29 protein-coding genes are annotated in these 24978 nt (G+C 50.9%); 24 read left to right on the plus strand and 5 right to left on the minus strand.

From position 1 onward, the window contains the following. Window positions 1-46 precede the first annotated feature (46 nt). The 8 genes from def to ACN0YH_RS17860 all read left to right on the plus strand — a co-directional run bounded on the left by def (window position 47) and on the right by ACN0YH_RS17860 (window position 6287). The gene (def, locus tag ACN0YH_RS17825) at window positions 47-637 is read left to right on the plus strand and encodes a peptide deformylase (RefSeq protein WP_417380937.1); all 591 of its coding nucleotides are present in this window, start codon (window positions 47-49) and stop codon (window positions 635-637) included. A gap of 125 nt (window positions 638-762) precedes the next feature. Next, complete coding sequence (fmt, locus tag ACN0YH_RS17830) at window positions 763-1764, plus strand: methionyl-tRNA formyltransferase (RefSeq protein ID WP_417380938.1); 1002 nt, start codon at window positions 763-765, stop codon at window positions 1762-1764. A gap of 119 nt (window positions 1765-1883) precedes the next feature. Continuing rightward, complete coding sequence (locus tag ACN0YH_RS17835) at window positions 1884-2219, plus strand: hypothetical protein (RefSeq protein ID WP_417380939.1); 336 nt, start codon at window positions 1884-1886, stop codon at window positions 2217-2219. 99 nt (window positions 2220-2318) lie between these two features. Further along, window positions 2319-3149, plus strand: a complete 831-nt coding sequence (locus tag ACN0YH_RS17840) for a DUF1570 domain-containing protein (protein WP_417380940.1) — start codon at window positions 2319-2321, stop codon at window positions 3147-3149. Between the two features lie 153 nt (window positions 3150-3302). Further along, complete coding sequence (locus ACN0YH_RS17845; protein ID WP_417380941.1) at window positions 3303-4166, plus strand: UbiA-like polyprenyltransferase; 864 nt, start codon at window positions 3303-3305, stop codon at window positions 4164-4166. Window positions 4167-4274: 108 nt separating this feature from the next. Next, the gene (gene mqnE, locus ACN0YH_RS17850; protein ID WP_417380942.1) at window positions 4275-5420 is read left to right on the plus strand and encodes an aminofutalosine synthase MqnE; all 1146 of its coding nucleotides are present in this window, start codon (window positions 4275-4277) and stop codon (window positions 5418-5420) included. 30 nt (window positions 5421-5450) lie between these two features. Then, window positions 5451-5864, plus strand: coding sequence for a VOC family protein (locus ACN0YH_RS17855; RefSeq protein ID WP_417380943.1), 414 nt, complete (start codon window positions 5451-5453; stop codon window positions 5862-5864). 234 nt (window positions 5865-6098) lie between these two features. Further along, window positions 6099-6287, plus strand: coding sequence for a hypothetical protein (locus ACN0YH_RS17860; protein ID WP_417380944.1), 189 nt, complete (start codon window positions 6099-6101; stop codon window positions 6285-6287). Here the strand turns inward: ACN0YH_RS17860 and ACN0YH_RS17865 are convergent. Both ACN0YH_RS17865 and trxA read right to left on the minus strand, forming a co-directional pair. Beyond that, window positions 6284-8305 (minus strand): hypothetical protein, encoded by a 2022-nt coding sequence (locus tag ACN0YH_RS17865; RefSeq protein WP_417380945.1) that lies wholly within the window; start codon window positions 8303-8305, stop codon window positions 6284-6286. The genes ACN0YH_RS17860 and ACN0YH_RS17865 overlap by 4 nt on opposite strands. A 195-nt stretch (window positions 8306-8500) precedes the next feature. Beyond that, window positions 8501-8827 (minus strand): thioredoxin, encoded by a 327-nt coding sequence (trxA, locus tag ACN0YH_RS17870; RefSeq protein WP_002647087.1) that lies wholly within the window; start codon window positions 8825-8827, stop codon window positions 8501-8503. A 382-nt stretch (window positions 8828-9209) separates the two neighbouring features. Between trxA and ACN0YH_RS17875 the strand changes: the two genes are divergently transcribed. Beyond that, window positions 9210-10145 carry a hypothetical protein gene (locus tag ACN0YH_RS17875; protein ID WP_417380946.1) on the plus strand — a complete coding sequence of 312 codons (936 nt, stop codon included), beginning with the start codon at window positions 9210-9212 and terminating at the stop codon, window positions 10143-10145. 45 nt (window positions 10146-10190) lie between these two features. Next, the gene (gene purN, locus ACN0YH_RS17880; protein WP_417380947.1) at window positions 10191-10844 is read left to right on the plus strand and encodes a phosphoribosylglycinamide formyltransferase; all 654 of its coding nucleotides are present in this window, start codon (window positions 10191-10193) and stop codon (window positions 10842-10844) included. 14 nt (window positions 10845-10858) lie between these two features. Here the strand turns inward: purN and ACN0YH_RS17885 are convergent, their stop codons facing one another. The 3 genes from ACN0YH_RS17885 to ACN0YH_RS17895 all read right to left on the minus strand — a co-directional run bounded on the left by ACN0YH_RS17885 (window position 10859) and on the right by ACN0YH_RS17895 (window position 14030). Continuing rightward, window positions 10859-12256 (minus strand): multicopper oxidase domain-containing protein, encoded by a 1398-nt coding sequence (locus tag ACN0YH_RS17885; protein WP_417380948.1) that lies wholly within the window; start codon window positions 12254-12256, stop codon window positions 10859-10861. 55 nt (window positions 12257-12311) lie between these two features. Beyond that, the gene (locus tag ACN0YH_RS17890) at window positions 12312-13817 is read right to left on the minus strand and encodes a TolC family protein (RefSeq protein ID WP_417380949.1); all 1506 of its coding nucleotides are present in this window, start codon (window positions 13815-13817) and stop codon (window positions 12312-12314) included. 69 nt (window positions 13818-13886) lie between these two features. Continuing rightward, window positions 13887-14030: a hypothetical protein gene (locus ACN0YH_RS17895; RefSeq protein ID WP_417380950.1), complete on the minus strand. Its 144-nt coding sequence runs from the start codon at window positions 14028-14030 to the stop codon at window positions 13887-13889. A gap of 252 nt (window positions 14031-14282) precedes the next feature. Here ACN0YH_RS17895 and ACN0YH_RS17900 point away from each other — a divergent pair, with 252 nt between their 5' ends. The 14 genes from ACN0YH_RS17900 (at window position 14283) to ACN0YH_RS17965 (ending at window position 24883) form a co-directional block, all read left to right on the plus strand. Then, a complete protein-coding gene (locus tag ACN0YH_RS17900) occupies window positions 14283-15044 on the plus strand; it encodes a DeoR/GlpR family DNA-binding transcription regulator (RefSeq protein WP_417380951.1) in 762 nt (253 codons plus the stop codon). A 50-nt stretch (window positions 15045-15094) separates the two neighbouring features. Further along, window positions 15095-15802, plus strand: coding sequence for a phosphate propanoyltransferase (pduL, locus tag ACN0YH_RS17905; protein ID WP_417380952.1), 708 nt, complete (start codon window positions 15095-15097; stop codon window positions 15800-15802). A gap of 141 nt (window positions 15803-15943) precedes the next feature. Beyond that, the gene (locus ACN0YH_RS17910; RefSeq protein WP_417380953.1) at window positions 15944-16240 is read left to right on the plus strand and encodes a BMC domain-containing protein; all 297 of its coding nucleotides are present in this window, start codon (window positions 15944-15946) and stop codon (window positions 16238-16240) included. 137 nt (window positions 16241-16377) lie between these two features. Further along, window positions 16378-16647, plus strand: coding sequence for a BMC domain-containing protein (locus ACN0YH_RS17915; RefSeq protein WP_044238516.1), 270 nt, complete (start codon window positions 16378-16380; stop codon window positions 16645-16647). 97 nt (window positions 16648-16744) lie between these two features. Continuing rightward, a complete protein-coding gene (locus ACN0YH_RS17920) occupies window positions 16745-17935 on the plus strand; it encodes an acetate/propionate family kinase (RefSeq protein WP_417380954.1) in 1191 nt (396 codons plus the stop codon). A 50-nt stretch (window positions 17936-17985) separates the two neighbouring features. Next, the gene (locus ACN0YH_RS17925; RefSeq protein ID WP_044238456.1) at window positions 17986-18297 is read left to right on the plus strand and encodes a EutN/CcmL family microcompartment protein; all 312 of its coding nucleotides are present in this window, start codon (window positions 17986-17988) and stop codon (window positions 18295-18297) included. 26 nt (window positions 18298-18323) lie between these two features. Then, window positions 18324-18842: a hypothetical protein gene (locus ACN0YH_RS17930; protein ID WP_417380955.1), complete on the plus strand. Its 519-nt coding sequence runs from the start codon at window positions 18324-18326 to the stop codon at window positions 18840-18842. A gap of 70 nt (window positions 18843-18912) precedes the next feature. Then, the gene (locus tag ACN0YH_RS17935; RefSeq protein WP_417380956.1) at window positions 18913-20343 is read left to right on the plus strand and encodes an aldehyde dehydrogenase EutE; all 1431 of its coding nucleotides are present in this window, start codon (window positions 18913-18915) and stop codon (window positions 20341-20343) included. 43 nt (window positions 20344-20386) lie between these two features. Beyond that, a complete protein-coding gene (locus tag ACN0YH_RS17940) occupies window positions 20387-20647 on the plus strand; it encodes a EutN/CcmL family microcompartment protein (RefSeq protein ID WP_417380957.1) in 261 nt (86 codons plus the stop codon). Between the two features lie 32 nt (window positions 20648-20679). Continuing rightward, entirely contained in the window at window positions 20680-21348 is a 669-nt protein-coding gene (locus ACN0YH_RS17945; RefSeq protein WP_417380958.1) for a hypothetical protein, read from the plus strand. 20 nt (window positions 21349-21368) lie between these two features. Continuing rightward, window positions 21369-21650 (plus strand): EutN/CcmL family microcompartment protein, encoded by a 282-nt coding sequence (locus tag ACN0YH_RS17950; RefSeq protein WP_145231410.1) that lies wholly within the window; start codon window positions 21369-21371, stop codon window positions 21648-21650. Window positions 21651-21714: 64 nt separating this feature from the next. Beyond that, entirely contained in the window at window positions 21715-22605 is an 891-nt protein-coding gene (locus ACN0YH_RS17955) for a class II aldolase/adducin family protein (RefSeq protein ID WP_417380959.1), read from the plus strand. Window positions 22606-22664: 59 nt separating this feature from the next. Beyond that, window positions 22665-23597, plus strand: a complete 933-nt coding sequence (locus ACN0YH_RS17960) for a malate dehydrogenase (protein WP_002647069.1) — start codon at window positions 22665-22667, stop codon at window positions 23595-23597. A gap of 68 nt (window positions 23598-23665) precedes the next feature. Beyond that, entirely contained in the window at window positions 23666-24883 is a 1218-nt protein-coding gene (locus ACN0YH_RS17965; RefSeq protein ID WP_417380960.1) for a hypothetical protein, read from the plus strand. Window positions 24884-24978 lie beyond the last annotated feature (95 nt).

Raw genomic sequence — 24978 nt, forward strand, 5'->3', positions numbered from 1 at the left:
CTAGAACTTCGTCTGTATATCATACCCCGCCGGGTATCCGTTTATTATGCCTGCTTTGCAAATTGTCAATTATCCGCATCCGGCACTTCGCTGGAAATCCAAAGCCGTTAAAAGTATCACACCCGAGTTGCGTGATATTGTGCGGAACATGTTTGATCTCATGTACGAAGCACGCGGAATCGGCCTGGCTGCCAATCAGGTCGCACTTCCCTATCGCCTGTTTGTGATCAATCTCACTTCGGACCCCAATGAATCAGAAGAAGAATTTGTGTTCATCAATCCGGAGATCACAAAACGCAAAGGAACCGCAGAAGGTGAAGAAGGCTGCTTGAGCCTGCCTCAGGTTTATGGCGATGTGAAACGGTCAGAAGAGATTACAGTCGAAGCTTATGACCTGGAAGGCCAGTTGTTTGAGATCACATTGGATGATCTCGCAGCCCGTGCCGTGCAACATGAACACGATCATATTGAAGGTATCATGTTCCCTGATCGCATGGTCGAAGCCAAGCGCAATGAAATTGATGTTCTGATTGCCGATTTTGAAGCAGAATTTCGTCACAAGCAGGAAACGGGGGAGTACCTGCCTGATGAAGAAATTCGCAAACAACTGGCGCAACTCGAACAGCAACTGGGCTGAGCAGAACAACCACCGCTCGAGCTGCAGATTGTGGAGCTTTCAGCCCGTGCATTAACAGCGGGGCCAGCACGACTTTACCGGCTCAAATTCAAATACTAAACGGTCCGCTATGAGGAGATACCACAGTGGCATTAAAAGTGGTCATGATGGGAACCGGTACTTTTGCCATCCCCGCCTTCCAGGCACTTATCGATTCGCGACATGAGGTCCTCGGACTGTATACACAGCCTGATCGCACAGGACGGGGACATCATAGGCACAAAAATCCGATGAAAGAACTCGCGCTGGAACATGTGATCCCTGTTTTCCAGCCTGCAAAAATAAATACTCCAGAGTCATTGGAAGAACTCAGTCAACTGAAAGCAGATGTCCTGCTCGTCGCCGCCTATGGACAGATCCTCTCACAAAAACTGCTGGACTTACCCCACCTGGGAGCATTCAATCTACATGCTTCGCTTCTGCCCGCATATCGAGGGGCTGCCCCCATTCTCTATGCGATTCGCAACGGAGAGACCAGATCCGGCGTTTCCATGTTCCGTATTGAACGTGCCCTCGATTCTGGTCCTGTTGCCGCGATGGTGGAAACTCCCATCGATCCGAAAGAAACGACCGGCATGTTACAGGATCGACTCGCGGAACTGGCTGCCCCCCTGGCGATGGACGTGCTCGACCAAATTGAGCAGGGAACCCTGGTAGAAACGCCCCAGGACCATTCCGCAGCCACATTTGCCCCCACACTGGACAAACAGGAAGGCGCCATAGACTGGAATCAGTCCGCCACACAGATCGCCTGCCACGTCAGGGCCATGCAACCCTGGCCCAGTCCGTTTTCGTTTCTGCTGCAATCCGGTCAGGAACCTTTAAGATTATTGATTCTGGATGTTGAAACGCTCTCTTCAGAAGCTGAGAAATCGCTGGAAATGGATCCTCAAACGCAGGAATGCCCCCCAGGAACAGTCGCTTTCAGCAACACTAAACGTGTCGTTATTCGCACTCGAGAGGGACTGCTGGAAATCAAACAGATCCAGCCTCAGGGGAAACGCGCTATGGAAATCAGTCAGTTTTTGTGTGGTAAACAGATCAAGCCGGGTGATGTCTTTGGTAATCCGCCCACAGAAAGCAACTAATGTACACTCACCCTGCCTAAAACGGGCAGTTCACTCTTGCCGCGTTTTACGTATTCTGAGATGATTCCGCCCCTGAACTGAGGCGAAGCAGTTTTAAGAAACACAAGGAAGTGAATTAGATGCGCCGAATCATCGCGGCACTGATCTTCATGCTCATTGGAGCGGGAGGCATGTATGCTGCCTTTGAATATCACATTGTCCAATCCAGGGAAGGCTGGCTCTTTATTCCCAAGTCCCAGGTGGGTTTGCAGGATACCTACGCCGACATCCGCAAGTGGCAGGCGACCACCTGGAAAAGTCATCCCCAGCTTGCGCAGTCACTGATCCAGAATGGCAAAGGAAATCTCATTATTCAATCCGCTTCGAATGGTAGTATCTTCGAAGGACTGTTTCAGAGTTCAAATAAAAAACGTTCTGCTGCCCGGCAGACAACTCCTGATCATCGCTATAAATAATTTGCTCAACCTTCCGTTTAACTTCTTTCATTGCCTCATGAGATAACACAGCCAACCGTGAAATCAGAAAACCCCGTCAGTCAGGACAAGACTTCAGACATGATGTCGCGAGTCACATACAATGCAGCCGTTTTGCATGCATGTATATTGTCGTGCCTGTTGCTTTTTCCCGGTTGTCATTCTGTTGCCAAAAATCAGTCCGTCCATCTGCCTGCACGACATAGTGTCAGTGCAGAGCAGCTCATCGTGCTCAGTGATTTTAAATTGGGACAGGACCACGAGCTCTTTCAGGATCTGATAAAACTGCGCGAAGATGTCGCTGAGACCCTGAATATTCCACTCAACAGCGAGCAGGTCACCGTTTACCTGTTTTCAAATCAGGAAGAGTACCGCAACTACCTGGATTTAACCTACCCGGGCCTGCCTCCGCGACGTGCTTACTTTGTGGGTACGCCTAAGGAACTCGCCGTCTATACATTCTGGGGTGATCGCATCCAGGAAGACCTGCGACACGAATTTACGCATGGACTGTTACACGCCAGCCTGAAGACCGTCCCCCTCTGGCTGGATGAGGGTCTTGCTGAATATTTTGAAGTCGCCGGTAACACGCCCGGTCAGATCAACCGCGATCATGCTTCTCGACTTTCCGCCGCACTGAATAATGGCTGGAAACCTGACATGAAACGGCTGGAACAGCTGGAAAAAGTATCGCAGATGCAACGGGTCGACTACCAGGAAGCCTGGGCCTGGGTTCATTTTATGCTGAACAGCACCCCGGAAACCAAAGATACCCTGCTCGAATATCTGGCGGAACTGAAAAGCAATGAAAAGCCGGAAGTCTTAAGTGCCCGGCTCCCTCGCAATATTCCCGGCGTCGATGAACGCTTTGTGAATTATGTGGCATCCCTGAATACCTTTCCGACCAGATAGTCTCCAGCCGGATTCCGATTTCCCATAGCACACCGCTAGTTTCATCCGGCTCTGGGTTGGGTGTCATCCCCCCATCCGCTAAGATACAGCATCAAATGCGTGCTTTGATCTTGCCCGACGGGATCTTCTCCAACTATTAACCGGATAGATGTAATGCTGGCCCGACTGCGCCTTCTCCTGGAACTGATTCGCTTCAGCCATACCATATTTGCTCTCCCATTCGCCCTCCTGTCTGCGGTTCTGGCCTGGCGTGGACAGCAGGTTCGCTGGCAGGAACTGGTGGGAATTCTGCTCTGTATGCTGTTTGCCCGTTCCGCAGCGATGGCTTTTAACCGGCTCGTAGACCGTGAGATTGATGCGAAAAATCCGCGTACTCAAGGCCGCCACCTTCCCGCCGGCCTGATCAGTGTCAGCACCGTTACCATTTTTACGATCCTGACTTCGCTGGCATTTATCGCCTCGACACTTCTGTTTCTACCCAATCGCTGGCCTCTGTACCTGTCGATTCCCGTTCTGCTGTTTCTGCTGGGATATTCCTATGCAAAACGGTTTACCATCTTCTGTCATTACTGGCTTTCTACCGCCCTCATGCTCTCTCCCATCGCAGCCTGGATTGCCATTCGTGGCAGCCTGTCGCTGGAACCACTGCTGCTGGGAGCCGTTGTATTCTTCTGGGTTGGCGGGTTTGACATTATTTACGCATGCCAGGATGTTCATTTTGATCAGGAAACCAGGCTGTCCAGTATTCCTTCCCGCTGGGGAATCAGAAACGCACTTCGATTTGCCATGTTCAGTCATTTCATGACAATCGTCTGTCTGTTCAGCCTCTGGTATGTCGCCGCCTTAGGAATTCCCTTTTTAATTGCAGTCGTTGCTGTAGCAGGGCTCTTAATATATGAGCATCTTTTGGTGAATCCGGATGATCTGGGACGCGTCAATCTGGCATTTTTTCACGTGAACGCCATCATCAGTATTGGATTGTTCTTTGTGGGATTGATTGACGTCTGGCTCGCATAAGCGGCTCTGAAACGCAATAATAGAAACAAGCTTCCATTGAGTGGTCTTTTCGACCGCCAGGTACCCAATCTGACAAACCCACAGCGAAAAGAATCAACAGTCAGTCTGATGAATCTGAATCAAAACGAACAGGAACAACTGGATCTCATTACCCGCAAAGTCGACGCGGGAGAACGCATCACCTTTGATGAAGGCGTTTTTCTGGATGAGAAAGTCGATATTCTGACACTGGGTGATCTGGCCAATCGGATACGCGAACGCAAAAACGGTAACTTCGCATTCTATAACACCAACATTCATTTAAACCCCACGAATGTCTGTGTCTATCGCTGCAAGTTCTGTGCATTCCGGGCCGACTTGAAATCCCCCCGCGGTTACACCTTCACCGATGACATGATTCGTGAACGTGTTCAGGAAGCACGCAGCACCGGTGCTACCGAAATTCACGTAGTTGGCGGTCTGCATCATCAGAAAAAATTCGAGTGGTACCTCGATGTCGTCCGTATCATCCATGAAGAATATCCTGAACTGCACATCAAAGCCTGGACCCCTGTGGAAATAAACTGGTTCAGCTTCATGACCAAAAAGCCGGTCCGCTGGGTACTGGAACAGATGAAGGAAGCGGGACTCTCCAGTATGCCGGGCGGAGGCGCGGAAATCTTTCATCCCGAAGTCCGTGAACAGATTTGCGAACACAAGGCTGACGCTGAAAGCTGGTTCGAAATTCATCGCGAAGCACATAATCTTGGTCTCCGCAGTAATGCAACCATTCTGTATGGACACTATGAACAGGCAAAGCACCGCGTTGACCACCTCTGTCGCCTGCGGGAACTGCAGGACGAAACAGGTGGATTCCAGACGTTCATCCCACTGGCATTCCATCCTGAAAACACGGGGATGTCAGAAATCATAAAACCATCCGGCCTGATGGACCTTAAAGTAATTGCGTTGTCCCGAATCATGCTCGACAACTTTGATCACATTAAAGCCTACTGGATCATGCTGGGCGAGAAGACGGCACAAACCGCATTGAGCTTCGGTGCAGATGATCTGGATGGCACCGTAGTCCATGAACTGATCTACCATGATGCCGGCGCCAAAACACCCGAAGGACTCACGGTCGAACAGTTACACCGTCTCATCGAAGAAGCAGGACGTATCCCGGTAGAACGCGATACACTCTACAGGCACATCGTCCGCGAGGGGGCCAACTGGAGCGTAGGCGAACCGATTATGGCTGCCGCCGCATCCTGATTTACTTCTATACGGGAGAGTAAGCGACTCATGAGTGATTCTGCCCTGACCGAAAACCTGCAGGTCCAGTCATTTGACCACATCACACTGGTTGTCAAAGACCTGGAAGCATCCCGCAAATTCTATGTCGACTTTCTCGGCATGGACCACGTTCCTCGGCCCGCTTTTACATTCGACGGACACTGGTTTCAGATTGGGAATCAGCAGATTCACCTGATACTCGAACACGATCAGTCGGGCAGGGCAGGCAACTCTAACCCGGATCAGAACACGAGAACTCATCATTTCGCCTTTCAGGTGGGCAATGCGAAACAGGCCTATGAGAAAGCAGTCGAACGGGGGATTCCGATCGTTTCCCCTCCCAAATCCAGGCCGGATGGGGCCACGCAGACCTTCGTCAATGACCCGGATGGTCATATTATCGAACTCTGTTCACCCACCTGAGCAACGGAATATCGGATTTGTAGCGGTTTTATCGGTCTCGCCCTGCCCGCTGGAGGCATTCGTGACAGGGTAGATGCTCCTGCCATAAAATCGACTGGAAATTGCACCAGACATTAGGCTATACTTAGTACAACAGAGCTCAGACGGGGTCTGATTTTTAACTGAAAATACAGCTCAGACAGACATCTATAAATCAAACAGCTTCAGCATGAGTAGAGAGGGACTGGGATCGCCATGGCGGATGCACCCAAAAAAATGATCATGGGCTCAATGGCCGTATCCGGGATCGTGGTATTACTGGCTCTGGCAGATATTGCCATCGGAATCCCCTTCCGGGGCAGCACCATGATGGACATCATGTTCCTGATTTCCGCTGGCCTGGTCATGTTTCTCTGCTGGGATGCGTGGAAAGATCTGCGTTAATCCAGCGGATCCAGAATTTTTTCTGTCTTCGCAGATTCTGTTTCCTTTGCTGCCTCATCAACGGGCTTCACCTCTACATCCTGCCCTGGAGACTGCCGGCTCTTTTTTGCTGCCAGCTGGATGGCCGCCCCTTGGCCTACCGTCAATTCAGTCAGCTGTTCCAGTAAATTACGGATAATTTCTTCAGCAGACACTTTTTCCTGTAACCAGAATTCCCGTTTCTGTCCCCAGGCTGCATCACGAATTGCGAGTTGCTCTGCTTCAAACCGCAATTGTTCGCTGCGCTGACGCAATTGCTCGTCACGTTCCGCTACCCATTCTGAAAGGTCCTGGCGTTCCTGGCGGAATTCATCCCGATGGCGATGAAAGAGCTCCTGGGAATGATCCAGTTCCTGACGTTCGACAGACATCGATTCACGTAATTGTCGATAGTGTGTCGCAAGTGCCTCCCTGGCTTTTTCCAGTCGCTCACGGGCAGCATCGTCTCCTTCCACCTGTGTCAATTGTGCCCAGCCTTCTTCCAGAGCCAGTCGCATTTCCAGGGTACCGCGATGTGTCTCTTCCACTTCTGCCCGCAACGTATCCAGTCGTTCGCGCCGGCGTTCCAGATTTTCAGCATGCAGAGCCAGCATGTCATGCTGCCGACGCAATTCTGCTTTCTGGGCATCACGCTCTTTCTGCCAGACCTCGTATTCACCTGACATTCTCTGTTTCTGGTTCTGCTCGTAACGTTCAACCGAACGACGCAGCTCCGCATGCAATGAGCGTTCCTTGCTCAATGATTGTTCGCGCTGCTGCAACAGGTCACGGAAGCGATCCAGTTGCTTCATTCGCAGGATATGAATCCGCTCATTTTGTTCGTGTTGCTGCTGCTGAATCTGCTGCTGTCGCTGAAACTCATGTTGTTCTTTTTCAATCTGCTTGCGCAGACGTAGCAGGTGGTTTTCCTGAAATTTGATCCGGTTCTCGATCAAGGTCCGCTTCTGGTCAAATTCTTCTTCACGGGCACCGTATTCGCGTTGCAGGTCTTCCCGCTGAATTTTAAGCTGATGCTCTATCTCTTCGGAACTGATGACAAAGTCCCGCTTGCGAGACTCTAATGCTTCCAGTTCTGCCTGACGTTTCGAATCCCAGTCTGACTGTCGCGTTTTCAGTTCCAGGTCAAACTTTTCTTTTCGTGAAGTCAAATCGGATTCAACTTTCCGCACCGCCTCTTCATGAACTTCACGTTCCCGTTTCAAGTGGTTCAGCTCTGTTTGCTTGACTCCCTGCCACTCCGCGCGGTCGTGTTCCAGTTCAGTCCGCTGCTCGGACAGAGTTTCGAGAACCTGCTCCCGAATCCGCTTCTGTTCGTTAATCAAATCCAGCCGCTGTCGCTCCAGCGTTTCCCGCTGTTCCGCAAACTCCCGCAGAATCTGGTCCCGCATTTCTGCGCGTTCCTGCTCCAGTGAATCCTGGGCTTCGAATACTTTTTCCTGTTCCCGCTGTACGGTCTTCGCCAGTTTTTCACACTCAACGGCTTTGCGAATCAGCTCGCTTTCTTTATCACGAACACTGGCCTCCCGTTCGTCGTACTGCTCCTCAATCTGCCCGACCCACATGCGGATTTTGCGACGCTCATTGTCGATTTCATTCAGCTGACTGGTAACGGTCTGTTCGCGGCGACTGATCTCTGCAAACTGGGACTTCAGGTAATTGGCGATTTCACCCGCCTGGGACAGCAGTTCTGCACCAGTTAAAGAAGCACCTGCTTCAGTAGCCCCCTGGGTCTGGGTCTCGGACGCTTGCGCTGCATGCGTCAGACTCTCTTCCAAAGCTTTCTGTTTCTGATCACTGAAGTAAGAATTCTCTTCTGAAATACCCGGTTCAGTGAAAGAATGGGGCGCATCTGCACGACGTTCCACTCCCGGAGGACTACTCAGCGGATGTGAGTCGGTTGAGTCACTGGCAGGACGTTGTACGCCTGCAAACGGGGAGGGTGCCTGAGATTTCTGATCGGGCCTGGTTTCTTCGCTCATGCCGGGATTCCTTTCCCTGAAAAGCGTCTCGCAACGTTACTCGAATCGGGATCGAAGCTGAGGAATCCAATTCCCGAGTGCAACATTCAATCCGGAATAACGCAAATATACTTATGACAAAAAGGGCAGAGAAGGAGTAACTACAACTCCTCTGCCCACTCTAATTCTTTATCACACAGCTTATCAGCCAGGTAATTATAGCTGGCTGTCCAGGGAAGCGGCAAAGCGTTCTTTAGGAGTGACGCCTACAAACTTTTCGACAACTTCGCCGTTCTTGTAAAGCATTACTGTGGGAATCGCATTAATACTGCTGGCCGAAGCAATACCCGGATTCTCGTCTGTATTCAATTTACCGACGCGGACACGGCCTGAATAATCACTGGCGATTTCCTCAATGGTGGGCATCATCATTTTGCAGGGACCGCACCAGGGAGCCCAGAAATCGACCAGGACAGGTTCAGATGCTTCCAACACTTCAGACTGGAAGTTTGCATCAGTAAATTCCAAAACATTTTCAGCCATTACTGGTTGTCTCCGTTACAATTGGATTCGATATATACCTTGAAAAAAGCAGAGAAAATCTTCTCGACTACCCTGCAATGACATAACTTTCTGGATGCGGGATCGCAACGACTCATAATAATTCAAGCAATCGGCAGCACTTAGTCTGCCTGCGATTGAAGGGAATTATAGAGATCCTCGGTTTTGTGTCAATGCTCTCTCCCGGCATTGGAACGCCAAAACCTCTTGTCAAATAAGGAATTACGCTCAGCATACCAACTGACTGCTATTTATTTTTAACCTCGACAAATCATCGGACTCTCGACAAAATAGATACAGCAGGCAATTGTCATAATACTGTTATATTAAAGAACTTAAAGAAGTGGAACCCTGGGAGCAGAATATGCTGTCTTACATCCGAATTCCAGACATCCAAATTCCAGGGATCATCCTCTGCCTGGTAATCGCCTTCCCATCGACTGTTTTCGCAAACCAGACAGAGGCAGACCCATTCAGGCCATTCCCGGATCAGTTGGCTCCATCACTCTTCAATGAAGTTCAGGATAAGGCCTTTGGTGGCATTCTGGATGAGGAGAAGGCACTCTACTACTACGTCCTCAAACACCTGCGCGACACCAGCTTGAAAGATCAGAAACAGGCCGCCGAATTCAATCTGCAACAGCGCCGTTCCGAAATCAAATCATTGCGCGATCATCCTGAACGGGAGCTTCCCATTTTCCCTGATCTCTTTAAAAACAGTGATCGTTACAAAGGTCGACTGGTCACCTTAACCGGTCGTGTCCGCAAACTGATCCATTACCCTGCGGCGGATGACAACCAGTATGGGATGAAAACACTCTATGAAGCCTGGCTCTTTACCGATGATTCACAACAAAACCCGACTGTCATCATTTGCACAGAGGTCCCTCCTGCGTTAAAAGAGGGGCTGCCGGAAGGATCAGACGTCATTGATCATGTCACCGTGACAGGATATCTGTTTAAAATGTACGTCTACAATGCACAGGATACATCCCGCGTCGCTCCCTTGATTCTGGCAAAACAACTCGAATGGAACCCAAAGACGGCAGACGAACGGGGCAGCCGGTTGTTTTCACAAATTCTGGCCGGTACACTGATCGTCCTGATGGCCGGTATCGCGATCGCCATCTGGAAAGCCACTCAGCGCGACAAAAAATTTCGCGAAAGACGCCTGCAAAAAAAACAGGACCAGGCTGACTTCAGCCAGTTGGAAACGCCTCAAGAAAAAACACAACCGGAAAAAACAACTCCGGAAACCAAAAATTCCGAATCAAATCCGCAACCCGATTCCGGTACTTAATAGTCCCACTTAATTAAAATATCTTAAAAGTATTGTTCTGATAGTATGAATGTGGACCACACTCCCAGCGTTCCCCCGAATCGCCCCTTGAAACTGGCCGTTCTCATCTCGGGTGGCGGTACGACGCTCACCAATTTCCTGGAGAAGCGTGCTGCCGGCGAACTCGATATTGAAGTTCCGCTGGTCATTGCCAGCCGACCTGACTGCGGGGGAGTCGCCAAAGCCAAAGCAGCCGGCCTGCGCTGTGAAGTCGTTCGCCGCCGTGACTTTCAAGATATCAGCGAATTCAGCACTACTATTTTCGGCCTCTGTCGCGAAGTCGGTGCCGACCTGGTCACTCTGGCAGGATATCTTTCACTGGTACATATCCCGGACGACTTTCAATACCGCGTAATGAATATCCACCCGGCTCTTATTCCCGCTTTCTGTGGACATGGTTTTTATGGTCACAAAGTACACGAAGCCGTTGTAGCCCGTGGCGTGAAAGTCAGTGGTTGCACAGTCCACTTCGCCGATAACGAATATGACCACGGCCCGATCATTGGTCAAAAGACAGTTCCCGTTTCTGGAACCGACACACCGGACCAGGTCGCCGCCAATGTTTTCCAGGCGGAATGTGAACTCTACCCGGAAATGATCCGCCTGTTCGCTGCCGGCAAAATCAAAGTCGTCGAGCGGCGAACCGTCATCCAGGATTGAGGACTCTACTTCATTTAAAGTTTCTGACTGCCTGGCGGCGGATTGAGGGGCGTGCTGGAGTTAGGTGGAATCGGCTCGTCTGTATTCATCACCTTATCATACAGATCGGGAGGCAGCACACGCATTACGGTAAACAGCCCCTTCACTCCTTTAAACCAGCCTTCCCGCATCCCCTGGACTTCGCGACGTCCATTGATCTTTCGCATGTCTTCTTTCGTCATGGGCATCGAATAATCATCAAAAGGCAGTTCTTCTCCTTCGGAGAGAACTTTCATATCCGACATGCCTTTCATCATCTGCGGATAACCGGAAACCTTAAATCCTGGGTCATTTTTTTTCTGTCGAATGATCGGCCCTACCTGCGAAACCATATGGTTCATCATGTGATGAAACATATGACAATGCAGTACCCAGTCACCGGGATTATTCGCTATCAGTTCCACATCCCGCGACTGCGCCACACCCACAATCACCGTGTTACCGGGAATCCAGGCCGACTCAGGAATCCGGCCCCCCTCTGTCCCTGTCACCCAGAACGTATGACCGTGTAAATGCATCGGATGCTGATGGAGTGTACTGAAATTCAGAAACCGAATTCGAATGCGCTCACCCAGTTTGCAGACCAGGGGAGTGGTATAGGGACCACAGCGACCATTGATCGTGAGAAAATTCCAGTCCATCGACATCGTATTGGGAATGTGTGCATTTGGCAGCATGGCAAACTGCTGAGTCATCAATACAAAATCACGGTCGACCGTCGGTTCAAAAGCGGTTTTCGGATGAATGATGAAAGGGACAACCATGCCAATCGCTTCCTGCATCGCCACGTGCGGATGCAGAAAATAGCTGCCTTCCTGGTGCACATCATATTCATACACAAACGTATGGCCCGGCTTGACCAGATCCTGAGTCACTGCGGGAATCCCATCGAAACTGATCGGAAGTTCCAGACCGTGTGAATGCAGCGTGGTTGGCTCGGGCAGATCATTACGAAAGACAATCCGGATTCGCTCTCCCTGGTACATCTCCAGAACCGGCCCGGGAAACTGGCCGTTAAATCCATAGGCGTCCATCCAGATTCCCGGCAGCACTTCCCGTCGGACCGGCATCGCGTGCAGATGGAATTCGCGCGCTCCATTCACGATTTTACCCCAGGTCGTTTTCAGATCCGGCGCGATCACATTCACGGGTGCCTGTCCCGCTTCCCTCAATCCGGGCACCAGCTTTCCCCGGTCCGTGGGGCTGCCGATCGGCCCTCCCAGCCCTGGATGCATACGCGGAAAAGTATCTCCCTGGGACTGAGCGCTACCTGTTTCTGCTGCCTTACTCATCGTGGCGCCACCAGCAAACAAGCCGGCCGTTGCTGCTGCACCATGCTTCAGAAAATCCCGACGATCGTTCGGTGAACCCATTGGTGAACCTCTTTCCTTGATTAGTGTTTCATACTTTCAGCAGATCATGTTCCGCTCAACGTGGTTTCGGTACCGCATCGATGTGCCCGCCAGACATGGGAGCAGCGGGAACTTCCAAACCGCCCGTCAGCAACATGCCTCGAATCGCAATTTCGCTTTCATGGTACTGTAACTGGCTCATGATGTATTCTGCCTGAAGATCGTAATAAATTTTCTGTGCCATCAGAACTTCAGGCCAGGGCGCACGTCTGCGTTTATAACTCTCATGCAGCAGATCGTACGCCTCTTTCGCTTTAGGCAGCATCTCGCTCCGGTAGGTTTCTACATGCTGCTGCGCCGTGCGATAGTCCCGATATTTATCAGACAGCTTACTCATCAGCGATAATTCCAGACGTTTGACATTCGCCCGTGACTGATTCAGGTCGGCCAGCGCCTGATCGACGGTCCCCTGATTGCGGTCAAAAATGGGTAGCGGCAAACCCGCGGTGACTCCTGCGACATTGTTGTTGGTCTCAAAATTGTGACCAAAGTCAACATTCATCAGGATGTTCGGAATCGGCTGCACACGCTCGCGCTCCACCGTGATTTCATCATGCTGCACCTTCTCCCAGGCAGCTACAATCTCCGGACTGTTTTCCAGCAGTTGATGCATGGCCGAACTCCAGTCATAAACTTCAGTCGCCGGCTCCAGTGATCCCTTGAGATTGGTACATTGCAAATCGGGAACCCCCACCATCGCGACCAGATCACGCCACTCCTGTTCCAGATTATTTTGTGCCGCCATCTGCTTCAGCCGCGCGCGATGCAGGTCAACTTCCGCCTGTAACAGTCCCGCCTGATTGGTCTGCCCCAGATTGAGCATCTCCTTATGTGTCTGCAGATTGTCCTGAGCATTCGTCAGCAACTGATTGTGAACCAACAACATCTGCTGTGCAGCCAGAGTACGGTAGAAGTGAATGCGTACGTCGTTGAGTACCCGCGTGTACTGAGCCGACAGATTGGTTTCGGCAATACAGATCTGCTGTGTCCACTTGGCCCGACTCAGTTTCAGTTTGCCTCCTGTGACGAATTCCTGCGAGACAAAGGCCCCCTGTAACTCTCCTGCCGTTCCATCAATGCCAATCTGATCGCTGGCATAACCAACCACCGGGTTCGGGTAGAGCCCCGCCTGATAAGCAGCACCGCGAGAGGCTTCAACCTGAGCCGCTGATTGAATCAATGTGGGATTATTTGCCTGAGCCAGTGACTCCAGATCACTCAAAGAGTATGCGGTCTGCTGCTGCCCCTCAATGGCTCCGGGAACAGGGAGCAGGGGGATATCGTATTCCGCAAAAGGAAGTTCTTCCGCCTGCTCGTGTGAGACCTGCTTTGTTTCTGAGTCCGTTGCAGCAGCGAGCTGTGAAGACTCATTCGTATTGACTTTAACCGAAGAGGAATCCCGAAGTGCAATCGACACGGGCTTTGAATCCCCCAGATCGCTGATCTGTCGCTCGGAGCTGGATGCGCACCCGCCGAGTAATACGGCAAGTAACCCGATAGTGACAGAAAATCCGGTTTTCATACTGACCCTCCATGAATGGTCTAACCTGCACGCCATCCTGGCGCGTACAAATGCCGTTGCTTTAAATCTTCATCGGAAGGAATCGCGTTCTACCTTGCCAGCAAACGCCTGAACCCGAGGACAGACATTCAGATCAATGGCAATAATCCGGGCATTCAGAACAAATGCTATTTTCGGAACCGGCTTACTGGCGGTGCCACAGAAAGAGCGCATCCTGGAGATTTCTGGATTTGATACAGGCCTGACTCAAAAACAAGACAGATACTCTGGGAAGACTTTAATGAATTCCCTCCTAAAGTGAATATTCCCTTCAGGTAAGATGAAGTCTTTAGGAAAATCCAAAACAACTGACAGATTTTGATTGTTTCTGAAAGTTTTTGATGGTATTTTGGATATATTGATTGAAAGTCAGCGCTTTGAGAGGCATATTCTACAGGGAACTATATCGTCTCAGGAGGAGTTTGCATGTCAATGTTGCTTGACGAAAGACGGGAAAGCATATTAAAGATAGTAGAAAACAAGGGTTTTGTGTCCCTTGTGGATTTGATGGATTCTGTGGGGGCTTCCGAATCTACCATTCGAAGGGATTTGGAGTATCTTGACGGGATCGGTCAGATCAGGCGGACCCGAGGTGGGGCTGCTTATAGTGGAGAATCATTAGCCACTTTTGAAGACAGGTCTTTTATGTCATCCAGGCAAAAAAGGCAGATTGCTCAAGTAGTGGCTAACATGATCTCTCCAGGAGAGGCGGTGCTGATGGATGGGGGCACAACCACTCTGGAAGTCGCCCGGCAACTGGCAGGCAAACAGTTACAGGTCGTCACTAATTCACTTCCGATCGCCAATCTGCTGGTCAATCAGCCACAGATTGACCTGATGTTGATCGGGGGATTCCTGTTTCCCAAAACAGGGGTCGCATTAGGGAAGACCGCGGTGGAATCACTGAAAAGTGTCCATGTCCGACGACTGATTATCAGCGTCGGGGGAATCACAGCAGACGGACTTTATAACAGCAACATGCTGTTAGTTGAAACAGAACAGCAAATGTTTGAAGCAGCAGAAGAAGTAATTGTGGTCACTGACAGTACCAAATTCGGACACTCGGCTCTTGCTTACCTGTGTCCGCTGGATACGGTCGACCACATCGTCGTGGATGACGGCATCACCGAAGAATGGAAAGACGTTATTCATAAGGCTGGCATCGAACTTACAGTCGTCGAAACATAATTCATCCCTTTCTGAAGCCAATACAAATTCAAAAATTGAGATCCGATAATATGACACAACTTACCAATTCCATCTCACGCTCGCAGGTAGAACAACTGGTTCGTCAGGCTTTGACACAGCAGACGGGAGGCGTTGCCACGGCATCTCAGACCGCTCCTAACCCGCTGGTCGTCAACATTTCCGCTCGACACATCCATCTATCTCAAGAACATCTGGAAATCCTGTTCGGCAAAGGTGCCCAGTTGGAAGTTCAGAAAGATCTCTACCAGGATGGATATTTTGCAGCAACACAGACGGTCGCCGTCGTTGGTCCCCGCCGCCGCATGATTCCGAACGTGCGTGTCCTGGGGCCCTGCCGTGGTGATACTCAAGTCGAACTCGCTTTTACTGACACCATTTCGCTGGGACTGGAAGTTCCCATTCGTATCAGTGGCGACCTCAAAGGCACTCCCGGCTGTGTGCTGATGGGCCCCAAAGGTGTTGTTGAACTGGAATTCGGCGTAATCCGTGCTGCCCGTCACGTGCACATGTCGCCCGCCGACTGTGCCTATTACGGTTGCTCAAATGGCGATAATTTACATTTGCGAATTGAATCAGCAGGTTGCACAACAGTGCTGGAAGACGTTGTCGTCCGCGAAAACCCCGAAGTCAAACTGGAAGTCCACATCGATACCGATGAAGGCAATGCCGTCGACCTCGACCATGCCACCTCAGTAAAACTCTTTGTTCCTGAAGGCTGCAAGTGTAAACACAGCTGATCCGACAAAGATCGACAACGGATTCAACTGCGAATTTCAGCAGATGACATCTTTGATACCTGTCGCAGAACCTGATTTCCGATTCTGCAGAAACAACGAACTGTTTTTTTTCTTAACACTCTCTAAAAGGAGAACTGACTCATGGCGAAAGCAATGGAAGCCCTGGGAATGGTGGAAACAAAAGGGCTGATCAGCCTGATTGAAGCCGCCGATGCAATGTTGAAAGCGGCCAACGTACAGATGATTGGCTGGGAAAAAGTCGGTAGCGGCCTGGTCACAGGTTTTGTCGTCGGTGATGTTGCTGCTGTAAAAGCAGCCGTTGATGCCGGTGCAGCTGCTGCCAGCAAAGTTGGTGAAGTAGTGAGCGTTCAGGTGATTCCACGTCCTCACGAAGAACTAGCCAGCGTACTGCCTAAGACTACAGCCAAGAAATCATAATCGGGTTATGAACATTGACGGCTGACATTACTGAACCTGATCGTAATGACGATGACCATAACCAGTTGACGTTCAACTGGTATGCAGTTCAGGATAATGCAGTTCAACCCATCACAACTAAAAAAATCGAGGATAAAATGAGTTCTGAAGCCATTGGTTTAATTGAAACAAAAGGTCTGGTTGCTCAAATCGAAGCATCCGACGCCATGCTGAAAGCTGCCAACGTGACTCTGGTTGACCAGATTCAGATTGGTGGTGCCTATATCACAACTGTGATCCAGGGAGATATCGGATCGGTTCGCGCTGCCGTTGACGCTGGTGCAGCCGCCGCTTCTCAAATCGGAGAACTGGTTGGCGCTCACGTGATCGCTCGCCCCTCTGAAAGCCTGATGTCACACTTTATGTAAGAGACGCACTGTTGGTTCTTCCCGCTGCTCAGCGTGTGAGCGACGGGGAAATGGAAGTCGAAACACCAGTCTTTAAGTCACAGAATGGATTCCTGCAATGAAAGTACTTGTTGCCAATTTAGGTTCCACCAGTTTCAAATATCGCCTGTTCGATATGCCCGCCGAAGTGCAGCTTGCCCGCGGGGGTATTGATCGAATTGGTGAGGAACAGAGTCATTGTTTCGTCGAAATTGGTTCGCATGGGGAAGAGCACGAACAGAACGTGCCCGACCATGCGGCTGCCGTCAACTTATGTCTGTCGCAATTAACCAACTCCGATTGGGGTTGTCTCAATTCTGCAGAAGAAGTGGCCGGTATTGGTTTCAAAGCAGTCTTTGCCGGAAACTTAAGTGGCGTGCGACTGGTCGATGAAGCGTTGCTGACCAAAATGGAGGCGCTGGCAGATATTGCACCTGCTCATAACCCTCCCTATGCCCGGGCAATGCGACAACTGCGTCAGGCGTTCCCTGAAATCCCGCTGGTTGCCGCATTGGAAACCGCCTTCCATGAAACCATCCCTCCTGAAAATCGTGCTTATGCTATTCCCCATGAATGGCAGGAAGAGTACGAAGTCCAGCGATGGGGGTTTCATGGCGCCAGTCACCGGTATATCGGCTCTCGTATGGCCGAGCTCACCGGTAAAGACGATCTGAAGGTTATTTCCTGCCACCTGGGAGGTAGTAGCTCTTTATGTGCCATCGAAGGTGGAGTCTCCAAAGCCAACAGTCTGGGAATGAGCCCTCAGACAGGATTGCCGCACAATAACCGTGTGGGTGATTTTGACCCGTTTGCTCTGCCGGTTTTGATTAAGGCCACCGGGAAATCCCTGGCGGAACTTCTGGAAGACCTGTCAAGCAAAGGCGGCTTACTGGGCATGAGCGGATTGAGTGGTGACTGTCGCGATCTGGAAGAAGCGGCCGCCAAAGGACACAAACGGGCACAACTTGCTTTGGGCGTGTTTCACTCAGCCATCCGTCAATACCTGGGAGCTTACATGACGGTACTGGGAGGCGTGGATGCGATTGTTTTCACGGGTGGAATCGGTGAGAACAGTGTCAGCTTAAGAGAAAAAGTCTGCAGCAACCTGGAGTGGGCAGGGATTCGTCTGGATTCTGAAAAGAACAAAACAGCCTCTAACGAGGCACAGATCCAGGCGGACGACAGCAAAGTACAAATCTGGGTTGTGCCTACGAATGAGGAAATTGTAGTAGGCAGACAGACAGTCGAAGTCATCGAAGGGCGTTCGTAACGCCTGGAGAGTACAGTTATCCCTTTGAGGATTTTACAGGAGTTGGTTCGATGTTTATAGGACGCATAACCGGCAGTGTTGTTTCGTCTCAGAAAGTCGAAACAATGATCGGTCAGAAACTGCTCATTGTCGAACCGTTGCGCGTCAACGAAAAAGACCAGAGTGATCTGACTCCCACCGGACGATCGTTTATCGTCGTCGATACCGTGGGAGCAGGGCAGGGTGAAGTCGTGTTGTGTGTGCAGGGGTCTTCGGCCCGTTTCACACCCGAGACTAAATCTCTGCCTATCGATGCAGCCATCATCGGCATTGTCGATCAGGTCCATATTGGTCCCAAGGAAATATTTAACTCAACGGATTGATCCGCGTTCTGTTTCGGAAACACGACATGTCCCGAGAATTGCCACAAATTACACTTCAACAGCGACAGATGATGATGACCGTCATCTGGCTGGCGCTGATCATGGGTGTGGTGACATTCGGTATTATTGTGATTTTAATTGGACAGAATAAGGAACCGGGGAAGGGATTGCCCGTCATTACTTATTTGGGAATGGGCCTGGCGGCATTGATGCTGGTGCTGCGAATGATTATTCCCAATCTGATTGCCCGGAATCAGTTTGCACAGGCAATGCAGGAGGCGAGAGAAGAGGAACATCAGGATGAAGAACAGGTGCTGGGAACTTTTTATCAGATCTTTATGGTGCGAATGATTATCGGGCTGGCGTTACTGGAAGGTGCCGCCATGCTCAATCTTGTCGCCATGATAATTGAAAACCAGAAGCTGGCTTTTATCCCGGTAGTGATTTTACTGCTGGTCATGATCGCTTCAATGCCCACGAAATCAAAACTGGACGGATGGATTCGCAACCAGATGGAAAACTATAACCTGGAACACCAAAACTGAATTTTACAGACTGAGTCAGCAGCATTGACCATTCGAGTTCAATGCCAGATCACTCGGGGAGAATTAAATTATGCAGGCGACTGAAGAAGCCATTCGTAGTGTCGTACAGGAAGTGTTATCACAACTTAATAACAAAGGCGGTTATGGTTCCGCTTCCGCTGCCACTCAAACGGATGGCGACTGGGGTGTATTCCAAAGTGTCGACCAGGCCGTCGCTGCTGCTACGGCCGGACAGAAGCAGCTGCTGAACGCCACACTGGAAGACCGGGCCAAGGCTCTGGAAATTGTGAGACAGATCTGTTCCAGCCAGGCTGATGAACTCGGTCGCATGGAAATGGAAGAGACCAAAATCGGACGCCTCGATCACAAAATCGAAAAACTGCATCTGATCAAAAACATTCCCGGCATGGAATTCCTGAAGACGGAAGCCGTCTCCGGTGACTATGGTGTCAGCCTCACCGAGTACGCCCCGTTCGGCGTCATCGGGGCCATCACCCCTGTCACTCACTCTCTGCCTACACTGGCCTGCAACTTTATTAACATGGTTGCCGCCGGGAACACGCTGGTCGTCAACCCGCATCCCAGCGGAGCGAAAATCGCCTGCGAAGGGGTTCGCCGCTTTAACAAAGCCATTCACCAGGCGACCGGTCTGCAGAATCTGGTGACCATCGTCGGCAATCCGACTCTGGAAACCGCTGACGAAATTTTCAATCACCGCGACATTCCTCTGCTCGTCGTTACCGGAGGACCGGGCGTCGCCCGCGCTGCTCTGGCTGCCAAGAAGCGGGCAATCGTCGCTGGGCCGGGCAACCCGCCTGTCGTCGTCGACGAAACCGCCGACATCGACAACGCCGCTAAATCGATCATCATCGGGGCGGCCTATGATAACAACCTGCTCTGCATCGGCGAAAAAGAAGTCTTCGCGGTCGAAAGTATTTTTGATCAGCTGATGTCCGCCATGGGACGTCATGGCGGATTCCAGTTGAACGCACAGCAGGTCGCACAACTTACATCCCTGGCATTCTCGCCGCCCAAAGAACCGGGTGGACACCCTGTCCTCAACCGCGACATGATCGGCAAAGACGCCGCTGTACTGGCGGGGATGATCGGCGTCAGCGTGCCAGCAGGAACCGAATTACTTTACGGCGAAACTGATACGAATAACCCGTTCGTACCCGAAGAACAGATGATGCCCTTCGTACCTTTTGTTCGCTGTCGCAATGCCGATCACGGAATTGAGCTGGCCAAAGAATTCGAACACGGATTCCGCCACACCAGCATGATTCACTCACGTAATATTGAAACAATCACAAAAATGGGTCGTATCATGGATACCACTCTGTTTGTGCAGAATGGTCCCTGTGGGGCTGCCTTGGGGAACGGGGGAGAAGGTTATGCTTCATTCAGCATCGCGACTCCTACCGGTGAAGGAGTTACCAATCCACTGACATTCACACGTTTCCGTCGTTCCACCACCGTAGGACACTTACGGATTATTTAATTTAGAATATCAAGCGGAACTCTGCTGCAGGAATGAAATTTATATGTTGACAGGACAGGTCATAGGACGAGCTACCGCAACGGCAAAACATCCCAGTCTTGCCGGCTGGCGATTACTGCTGGTCCAGACTCTGGATATCCAGGGCAACGCGGATGGATTTCCTGAACTGGTCATTGATCGCCTGGGATGTGGTAAAGGGGATATTGTCCTGCTTACATCCGATGGAGCCGCTGTCCGGGACATGGTGGGGGCCAATAATACTCCCATTCGTTGGGCTACGATGGGTGTCATTGATCCCGAATAATCAAATATAGAATTAGAGTGAATTACAGAGTCATGCAGTTTTCTGAAGAATTAGTCAATCAGGTCGTCGCCGATGTACTGTCGACCCTTTCCCGCCAGGGTCAGGTCACACAGCGCACTGGCCCTGCTGCTGACTCTTCAGTTATGTTAACCGAGAAAGTCATTACAGCAGATTTGTTGGCAGCAAAGGTTAAGGGACAAACTTCCGTCGGCATCATCGCGGGAGCCATCCTGACACCAACTGCCAAAGATTATTTACGTCAGAATCAAATCAGTGTGCATCGTGCTTCGACCTCTACAGCCTCCACAGGGCAGGGAACGAAGTGGCGGGCGATTGTGCTTACACATTCCTCGGCCGTGGAAAACGCGCTGACTGATATTGAACAACAGACTGGCTCACGCTGGTCACAGGAATTAAGTACCTCACTGGATCACGCTGTGCAAGATGCGATCAGCAGCCTGTGTCGTGCTGATGCTGCAGGAGTGGTCCTGTTTGCCTCCGTGGCAGAAAAAGCAGCCTGTCAGGCAAATCGAAACCAGAAAGTCCGTGGGGCAGCAGTACAGGACGTCAATCACTTAAGAGATGTGATCTCGCAAATGGGGCCGAACCTGATTTGCGTGAACCCAAAACAGAAATCGTTTATTGAACTGAGAAACCTGGTCAAAACATTCGTCAAGGCAGGCATTCCCCAGGGAAACTAACCTGCTGAAAGTACAGAATCATGAAAATCGCAGAAGTCATCGGAAAAGTGACCTTGTCTCGCAAGCATCCCAGTCTGGATGGTGCTCGCTGGCTGGTCGCGATTCCCTTGAAGAGTGATGAACTGAATTCAAAAAAGAAGAAAAAAACGGAACCTTTTATCATTTACGATGAGCTGGGTGCCTCACCTGGCTGCCAGATAGCAGTCAGCGAAGGAGCAGAAGCAGCCGCTCCCTTTCATCCTGATGTGAAACCGATTGACGCTTACGTGTCAGCCATTCTCGATCAGGTTGAAGTTTACTGAGACAAGTTTGAAATAAATCCCTCACTGAAATCACATATTTTTTTTAATGTTTGGAGCTAAAACCATGTCAAATCAATGGAACAGTGGAATTCATGATCGGAAGCTGAAAGAAGAAATCTGCGAAATCGGACGTCGCGTGTACAACAAAGGATTTGCAGCAGCCAACGACGGAAACATTTCGATTCGCGTCGGCGAAAACGAAGTGCTCTGCTCACCCACCATGATCTGCAAAGGCTTCATGAAACCAGACGACATCTGTGCCGTTGACCTGGATGGTAATCAGATCGCCGGTACCCGCAAACGTACCAGCGAAATTCTACTGCACCTGGCGATCATGAAAGAACGCCCGGACGTGAAAGCTGTCGTGCACTGCCACCCACCTCACGCGACCGCCTTCGCTGTCGCCCGTGAGCCGATTCCTCAATGTGTACTGCCTGAAGTGGAAGTCTTCATGGGTGAAGTTCCGATGGCTCCTTATGAAACACCCGGTGGTCAGAAATTTGCTGACACAGTAGTGCCGTTCCTCAAAGGGGGCACAAACACGATCATCCTGACCGGTCACGGCACCGTGACCTTTGGTAAATCACTGGAAGACGCCTACTGGAAAACAGAGATCCTGGATGCCTACTGCAATATCCTGCTGCTCTCCAAACAACTGGGTCGCGTGACTTACTTCACTGAAAACGAAACCCGGGAACTGCTTGACCTGAAGAAGAAGCTCGGATTTGATGATCCCCGTTTCCATGTCGAAGACTGTGACCTGTGTGGTAACAGCGCATTCCGTGATGGTTATCAAGAGGGAATTCCTCAGCAGAAATCATTCGAACCTGCTCCCAGCTATCCCGGATACCTGTCGAAACCATCTACGCAGGCAACTCCCACGACCAATGACGGTAACTCAGATCAGTTGATCAAAGCGATTACCGATCAGGTCATGTCGGCTCTGGGTAAATAATCCCTGTATTCTGATTTTATATAACACGCATCACATCGTCATATAGAAAAGATATCAATATGAATGTCAGTATTATCGGTGGTGGCGGGCTCGTGGGCTCTTGTGCCGCCTTTGCATTACAGGCCGGAGGCATCGTCCGGGAAATCGCCCTGGTAGACGTCAATCAGGATCTGGTCGAAGGCCAGGCCCTGGACTTACTGCATGGCAGCTCTTTAACCGCTGACCAGAAGATCTACGCTGGTGGAACCGAACTCGTGAAAGACAGCGACGTGATTGTGATCACCGCCGGTCTGCGACGTAAACCGGATGAAAGCCGCCTGGACCTGATCAACCGGAACGTGGCCCTGTTCAAAAACATTCTGGAAGATGTGAAACGTGTCGGAACCAAGCCGGGAGCGATTGTTTTTGTCGTCTCCAACCCGGTCGACGTGCTGACCTACCTGGCAATGAAAGAACTCGGACTGCCACCACAGCAGGTGATTGGTCTGGGTACTGTGCTCGACACAACCCGTCTTCGCAGTATGCTGGCTGCCCGGCTGGACGTGCCTCCTACTCAGGTTTCGACTCTGATTCTGGGTGAGCATGGCGACAGCATGGTTCCCATCTGGTCTGCCGCTCAAATTGGTGGTCTGCCACTCGAAAAATTTCCGGGCTGTAACCCCAGCCTGATTGCCGAAGTCGAAAAGAAAACTCGTGGCAGCGGAGCTGAAGTCATCAAGAAAAAGGGGGGAGCCGGTTTTGCCGTCGGGGTGAGCATCGCCGATGTCGTACACTGCATTGCTTTGGATCAGCGTCGCATTCTGCCGGTCTCTTCGCTGCAGAATGGTGCCTTCGGATTGCGGGATGTCTGTATTTCCGTTCCCACTGTCATGGGTCGTTCTGGTGTCATGCAGCACCTGGAAATCGAACTCTGGCCGAAAGAACAGCTGGCACTCACTCAGTCGGGAAAAGTACTGCGGGAAACCGTTGATAAAGTACTGGGCGGGAATTGAGTCAGAAATGGCACCTTGCGTTTTGTTGCGTTCAGTTTAGTTGCGTTTTGTATTGAAATGATTGTCTGATGGAAAAATCACTCGACAGGAAGCTGCAGTCGATTCACGCGGACCCCAGCGGTTCCAAAGAGTTTATTATCGCAGATGCGAAAGACGCCGACATGGCGTTTGGAATTGGTGCCCCTGGCTTGTCTCCAGAGCGCCATGATCAGGAACTCAAATACAAAACACTGGCGGAATACCGGGAACAGATCCGGGAAGTGATCCAGCAGGAAGTGGTCGATATCGTCCTGATGTCCGCCAGTACCAGCGAGAAGCTGACGATTGACGAACGCCTGTTCGACAATTCGCCAATCACACCGGCTGCCCGAGCCAACGACACGACCGACGTCCACGTACCCCGGGGCGGTAAAATCCATCTGTCGCCTGCGAAACCATTTCGGTCTGCCAGTCTGGATCACATTCAATGTGGTCACCTCGACTGTGCTCCCGAAGAACGCGCCTATGGTGCTGACCTGGGTCTTTACTCAGTAACCTTTAATAACAATCTGGAAGAGGATCTGGCGACCCTCGAACGTTACAAGGAATTTCGGGAAGAAGCCGAACGCAAAAAGTTCCGCCACTTTCTGGAAATCTTCGATCCCAATATCAGTACGGCGATCGCTGCCGACCTTGCACCGGGATTTATCAATGACCTGATTGCCCGCACCCTGGCTGGCGTTGCGACGGCAGGACGTCCCACCTTCTTGAAAATGGTCTATCATGGTCCCCGGGCCATGGAAGAACTGGTCGCCTATGATCCACATCTGATTGTGGGTATCCTAGGCGGTTCAGCGGGAACCACTCTGGATGCGTTCCAGCTGATCTATGACGCCAGAAAATATGGTGGCCGCGTGGCTCTGTTTGGTCGGAAGATCAATCAGGCCGAGCATCAACTGGCATTCATTCAATTCTTGCGATATCTGGTTGAAGACAAAATTCAGCCTGTCGAAGCGGTCAAAGCTTACCATGGCGTACTCCAGGAGCTGGGTATTAAGCCAACACGTGAACTGGACGTCGACCTGACATATCAGACCGCTGTCATGAGCTACGGGGGAGAAGACGGGAAAACCTTCAGCTTCCCCACACAGAAAACGAATCGCAAACCTGCTGCCAGCAGTTCCCAAACCACAACAGCGAATAATTCGGCAGGGAATGGCAAAGGAACCCCTGATTTCGCTGCCATGAGCTCTGCAGAGAAGCTGGCTTACCATCAGGCACGATTAAACCGTATGTTTGGTGAATAACTCCTGTTGCTGTAAGTTGAGACATCATCTCAAGCGGCTTAGAATACAAGACTTGTCATTCCAGGCCGCTTTTATATTGTCAGCACAAGGTTCAG

It is taken from the genome of Gimesia sp., assembly GCF_048262075.1.
GTDB lineage: Bacteria > Planctomycetota > Planctomycetia > Planctomycetales > Planctomycetaceae > Gimesia.

Coding starts and splice junctions, on each gene's coding strand:
- def (WP_417380937.1), top strand. CDS start 47: ATGCCTGCTTTGCAAATTGTCAATTATCCGCATCCGGCACTTCGCTGG.
- ACN0YH_RS17835 (WP_417380939.1), top strand. CDS start 1,884: ATGCGCCGAATCATCGCGGCACTGATCTTCATGCTCATTGGAGCGGGA.
- ACN0YH_RS17840 (WP_417380940.1), top strand. CDS start 2,319: ATGATGTCGCGAGTCACATACAATGCAGCCGTTTTGCATGCATGTATA.
- ACN0YH_RS17845 (WP_417380941.1), top strand. CDS start 3,303: ATGCTGGCCCGACTGCGCCTTCTCCTGGAACTGATTCGCTTCAGCCAT.
- mqnE (WP_417380942.1), top strand. CDS start 4,275: ATGAATCTGAATCAAAACGAACAGGAACAACTGGATCTCATTACCCGC.
- ACN0YH_RS17855 (WP_417380943.1), top strand. CDS start 5,451: ATGAGTGATTCTGCCCTGACCGAAAACCTGCAGGTCCAGTCATTTGAC.
- ACN0YH_RS17860 (WP_417380944.1), top strand. CDS start 6,099: ATGGCGGATGCACCCAAAAAAATGATCATGGGCTCAATGGCCGTATCC.
- ACN0YH_RS17865 (WP_417380945.1), bottom strand. CDS start 8,305: ATGAGCGAAGAAACCAGGCCCGATCAGAAATCTCAGGCACCCTCCCCG.
- trxA (WP_002647087.1), bottom strand. CDS start 8,827: ATGGCTGAAAATGTTTTGGAATTTACTGATGCAAACTTCCAGTCTGAA.
- ACN0YH_RS17875 (WP_417380946.1), top strand. CDS start 9,210: ATGCTGTCTTACATCCGAATTCCAGACATCCAAATTCCAGGGATCATC.
- purN (WP_417380947.1), top strand. CDS start 10,191: ATGAATGTGGACCACACTCCCAGCGTTCCCCCGAATCGCCCCTTGAAA.
- ACN0YH_RS17885 (WP_417380948.1), bottom strand. CDS start 12,256: ATGGGTTCACCGAACGATCGTCGGGATTTTCTGAAGCATGGTGCAGCA.
- ACN0YH_RS17890 (WP_417380949.1), bottom strand. CDS start 13,817: ATGAAAACCGGATTTTCTGTCACTATCGGGTTACTTGCCGTATTACTC.
- ACN0YH_RS17895 (WP_417380950.1), bottom strand. CDS start 14,030: ATGCGCTCTTTCTGTGGCACCGCCAGTAAGCCGGTTCCGAAAATAGCA.
- ACN0YH_RS17900 (WP_417380951.1), top strand. CDS start 14,283: ATGTCAATGTTGCTTGACGAAAGACGGGAAAGCATATTAAAGATAGTA.
- pduL (WP_417380952.1), top strand. CDS start 15,095: ATGACACAACTTACCAATTCCATCTCACGCTCGCAGGTAGAACAACTG.
- ACN0YH_RS17910 (WP_417380953.1), top strand. CDS start 15,944: ATGGCGAAAGCAATGGAAGCCCTGGGAATGGTGGAAACAAAAGGGCTG.
- ACN0YH_RS17915 (WP_044238516.1), top strand. CDS start 16,378: ATGAGTTCTGAAGCCATTGGTTTAATTGAAACAAAAGGTCTGGTTGCT.
- ACN0YH_RS17920 (WP_417380954.1), top strand. CDS start 16,745: ATGAAAGTACTTGTTGCCAATTTAGGTTCCACCAGTTTCAAATATCGC.
- ACN0YH_RS17925 (WP_044238456.1), top strand. CDS start 17,986: ATGTTTATAGGACGCATAACCGGCAGTGTTGTTTCGTCTCAGAAAGTC.
- ACN0YH_RS17930 (WP_417380955.1), top strand. CDS start 18,324: ATGTCCCGAGAATTGCCACAAATTACACTTCAACAGCGACAGATGATG.
- ACN0YH_RS17935 (WP_417380956.1), top strand. CDS start 18,913: ATGCAGGCGACTGAAGAAGCCATTCGTAGTGTCGTACAGGAAGTGTTA.
- ACN0YH_RS17940 (WP_417380957.1), top strand. CDS start 20,387: ATGTTGACAGGACAGGTCATAGGACGAGCTACCGCAACGGCAAAACAT.
- ACN0YH_RS17945 (WP_417380958.1), top strand. CDS start 20,680: ATGCAGTTTTCTGAAGAATTAGTCAATCAGGTCGTCGCCGATGTACTG.
- ACN0YH_RS17950 (WP_145231410.1), top strand. CDS start 21,369: ATGAAAATCGCAGAAGTCATCGGAAAAGTGACCTTGTCTCGCAAGCAT.
- ACN0YH_RS17955 (WP_417380959.1), top strand. CDS start 21,715: ATGTCAAATCAATGGAACAGTGGAATTCATGATCGGAAGCTGAAAGAA.
- ACN0YH_RS17960 (WP_002647069.1), top strand. CDS start 22,665: ATGAATGTCAGTATTATCGGTGGTGGCGGGCTCGTGGGCTCTTGTGCC.
- ACN0YH_RS17965 (WP_417380960.1), top strand. CDS start 23,666: ATGGAAAAATCACTCGACAGGAAGCTGCAGTCGATTCACGCGGACCCC.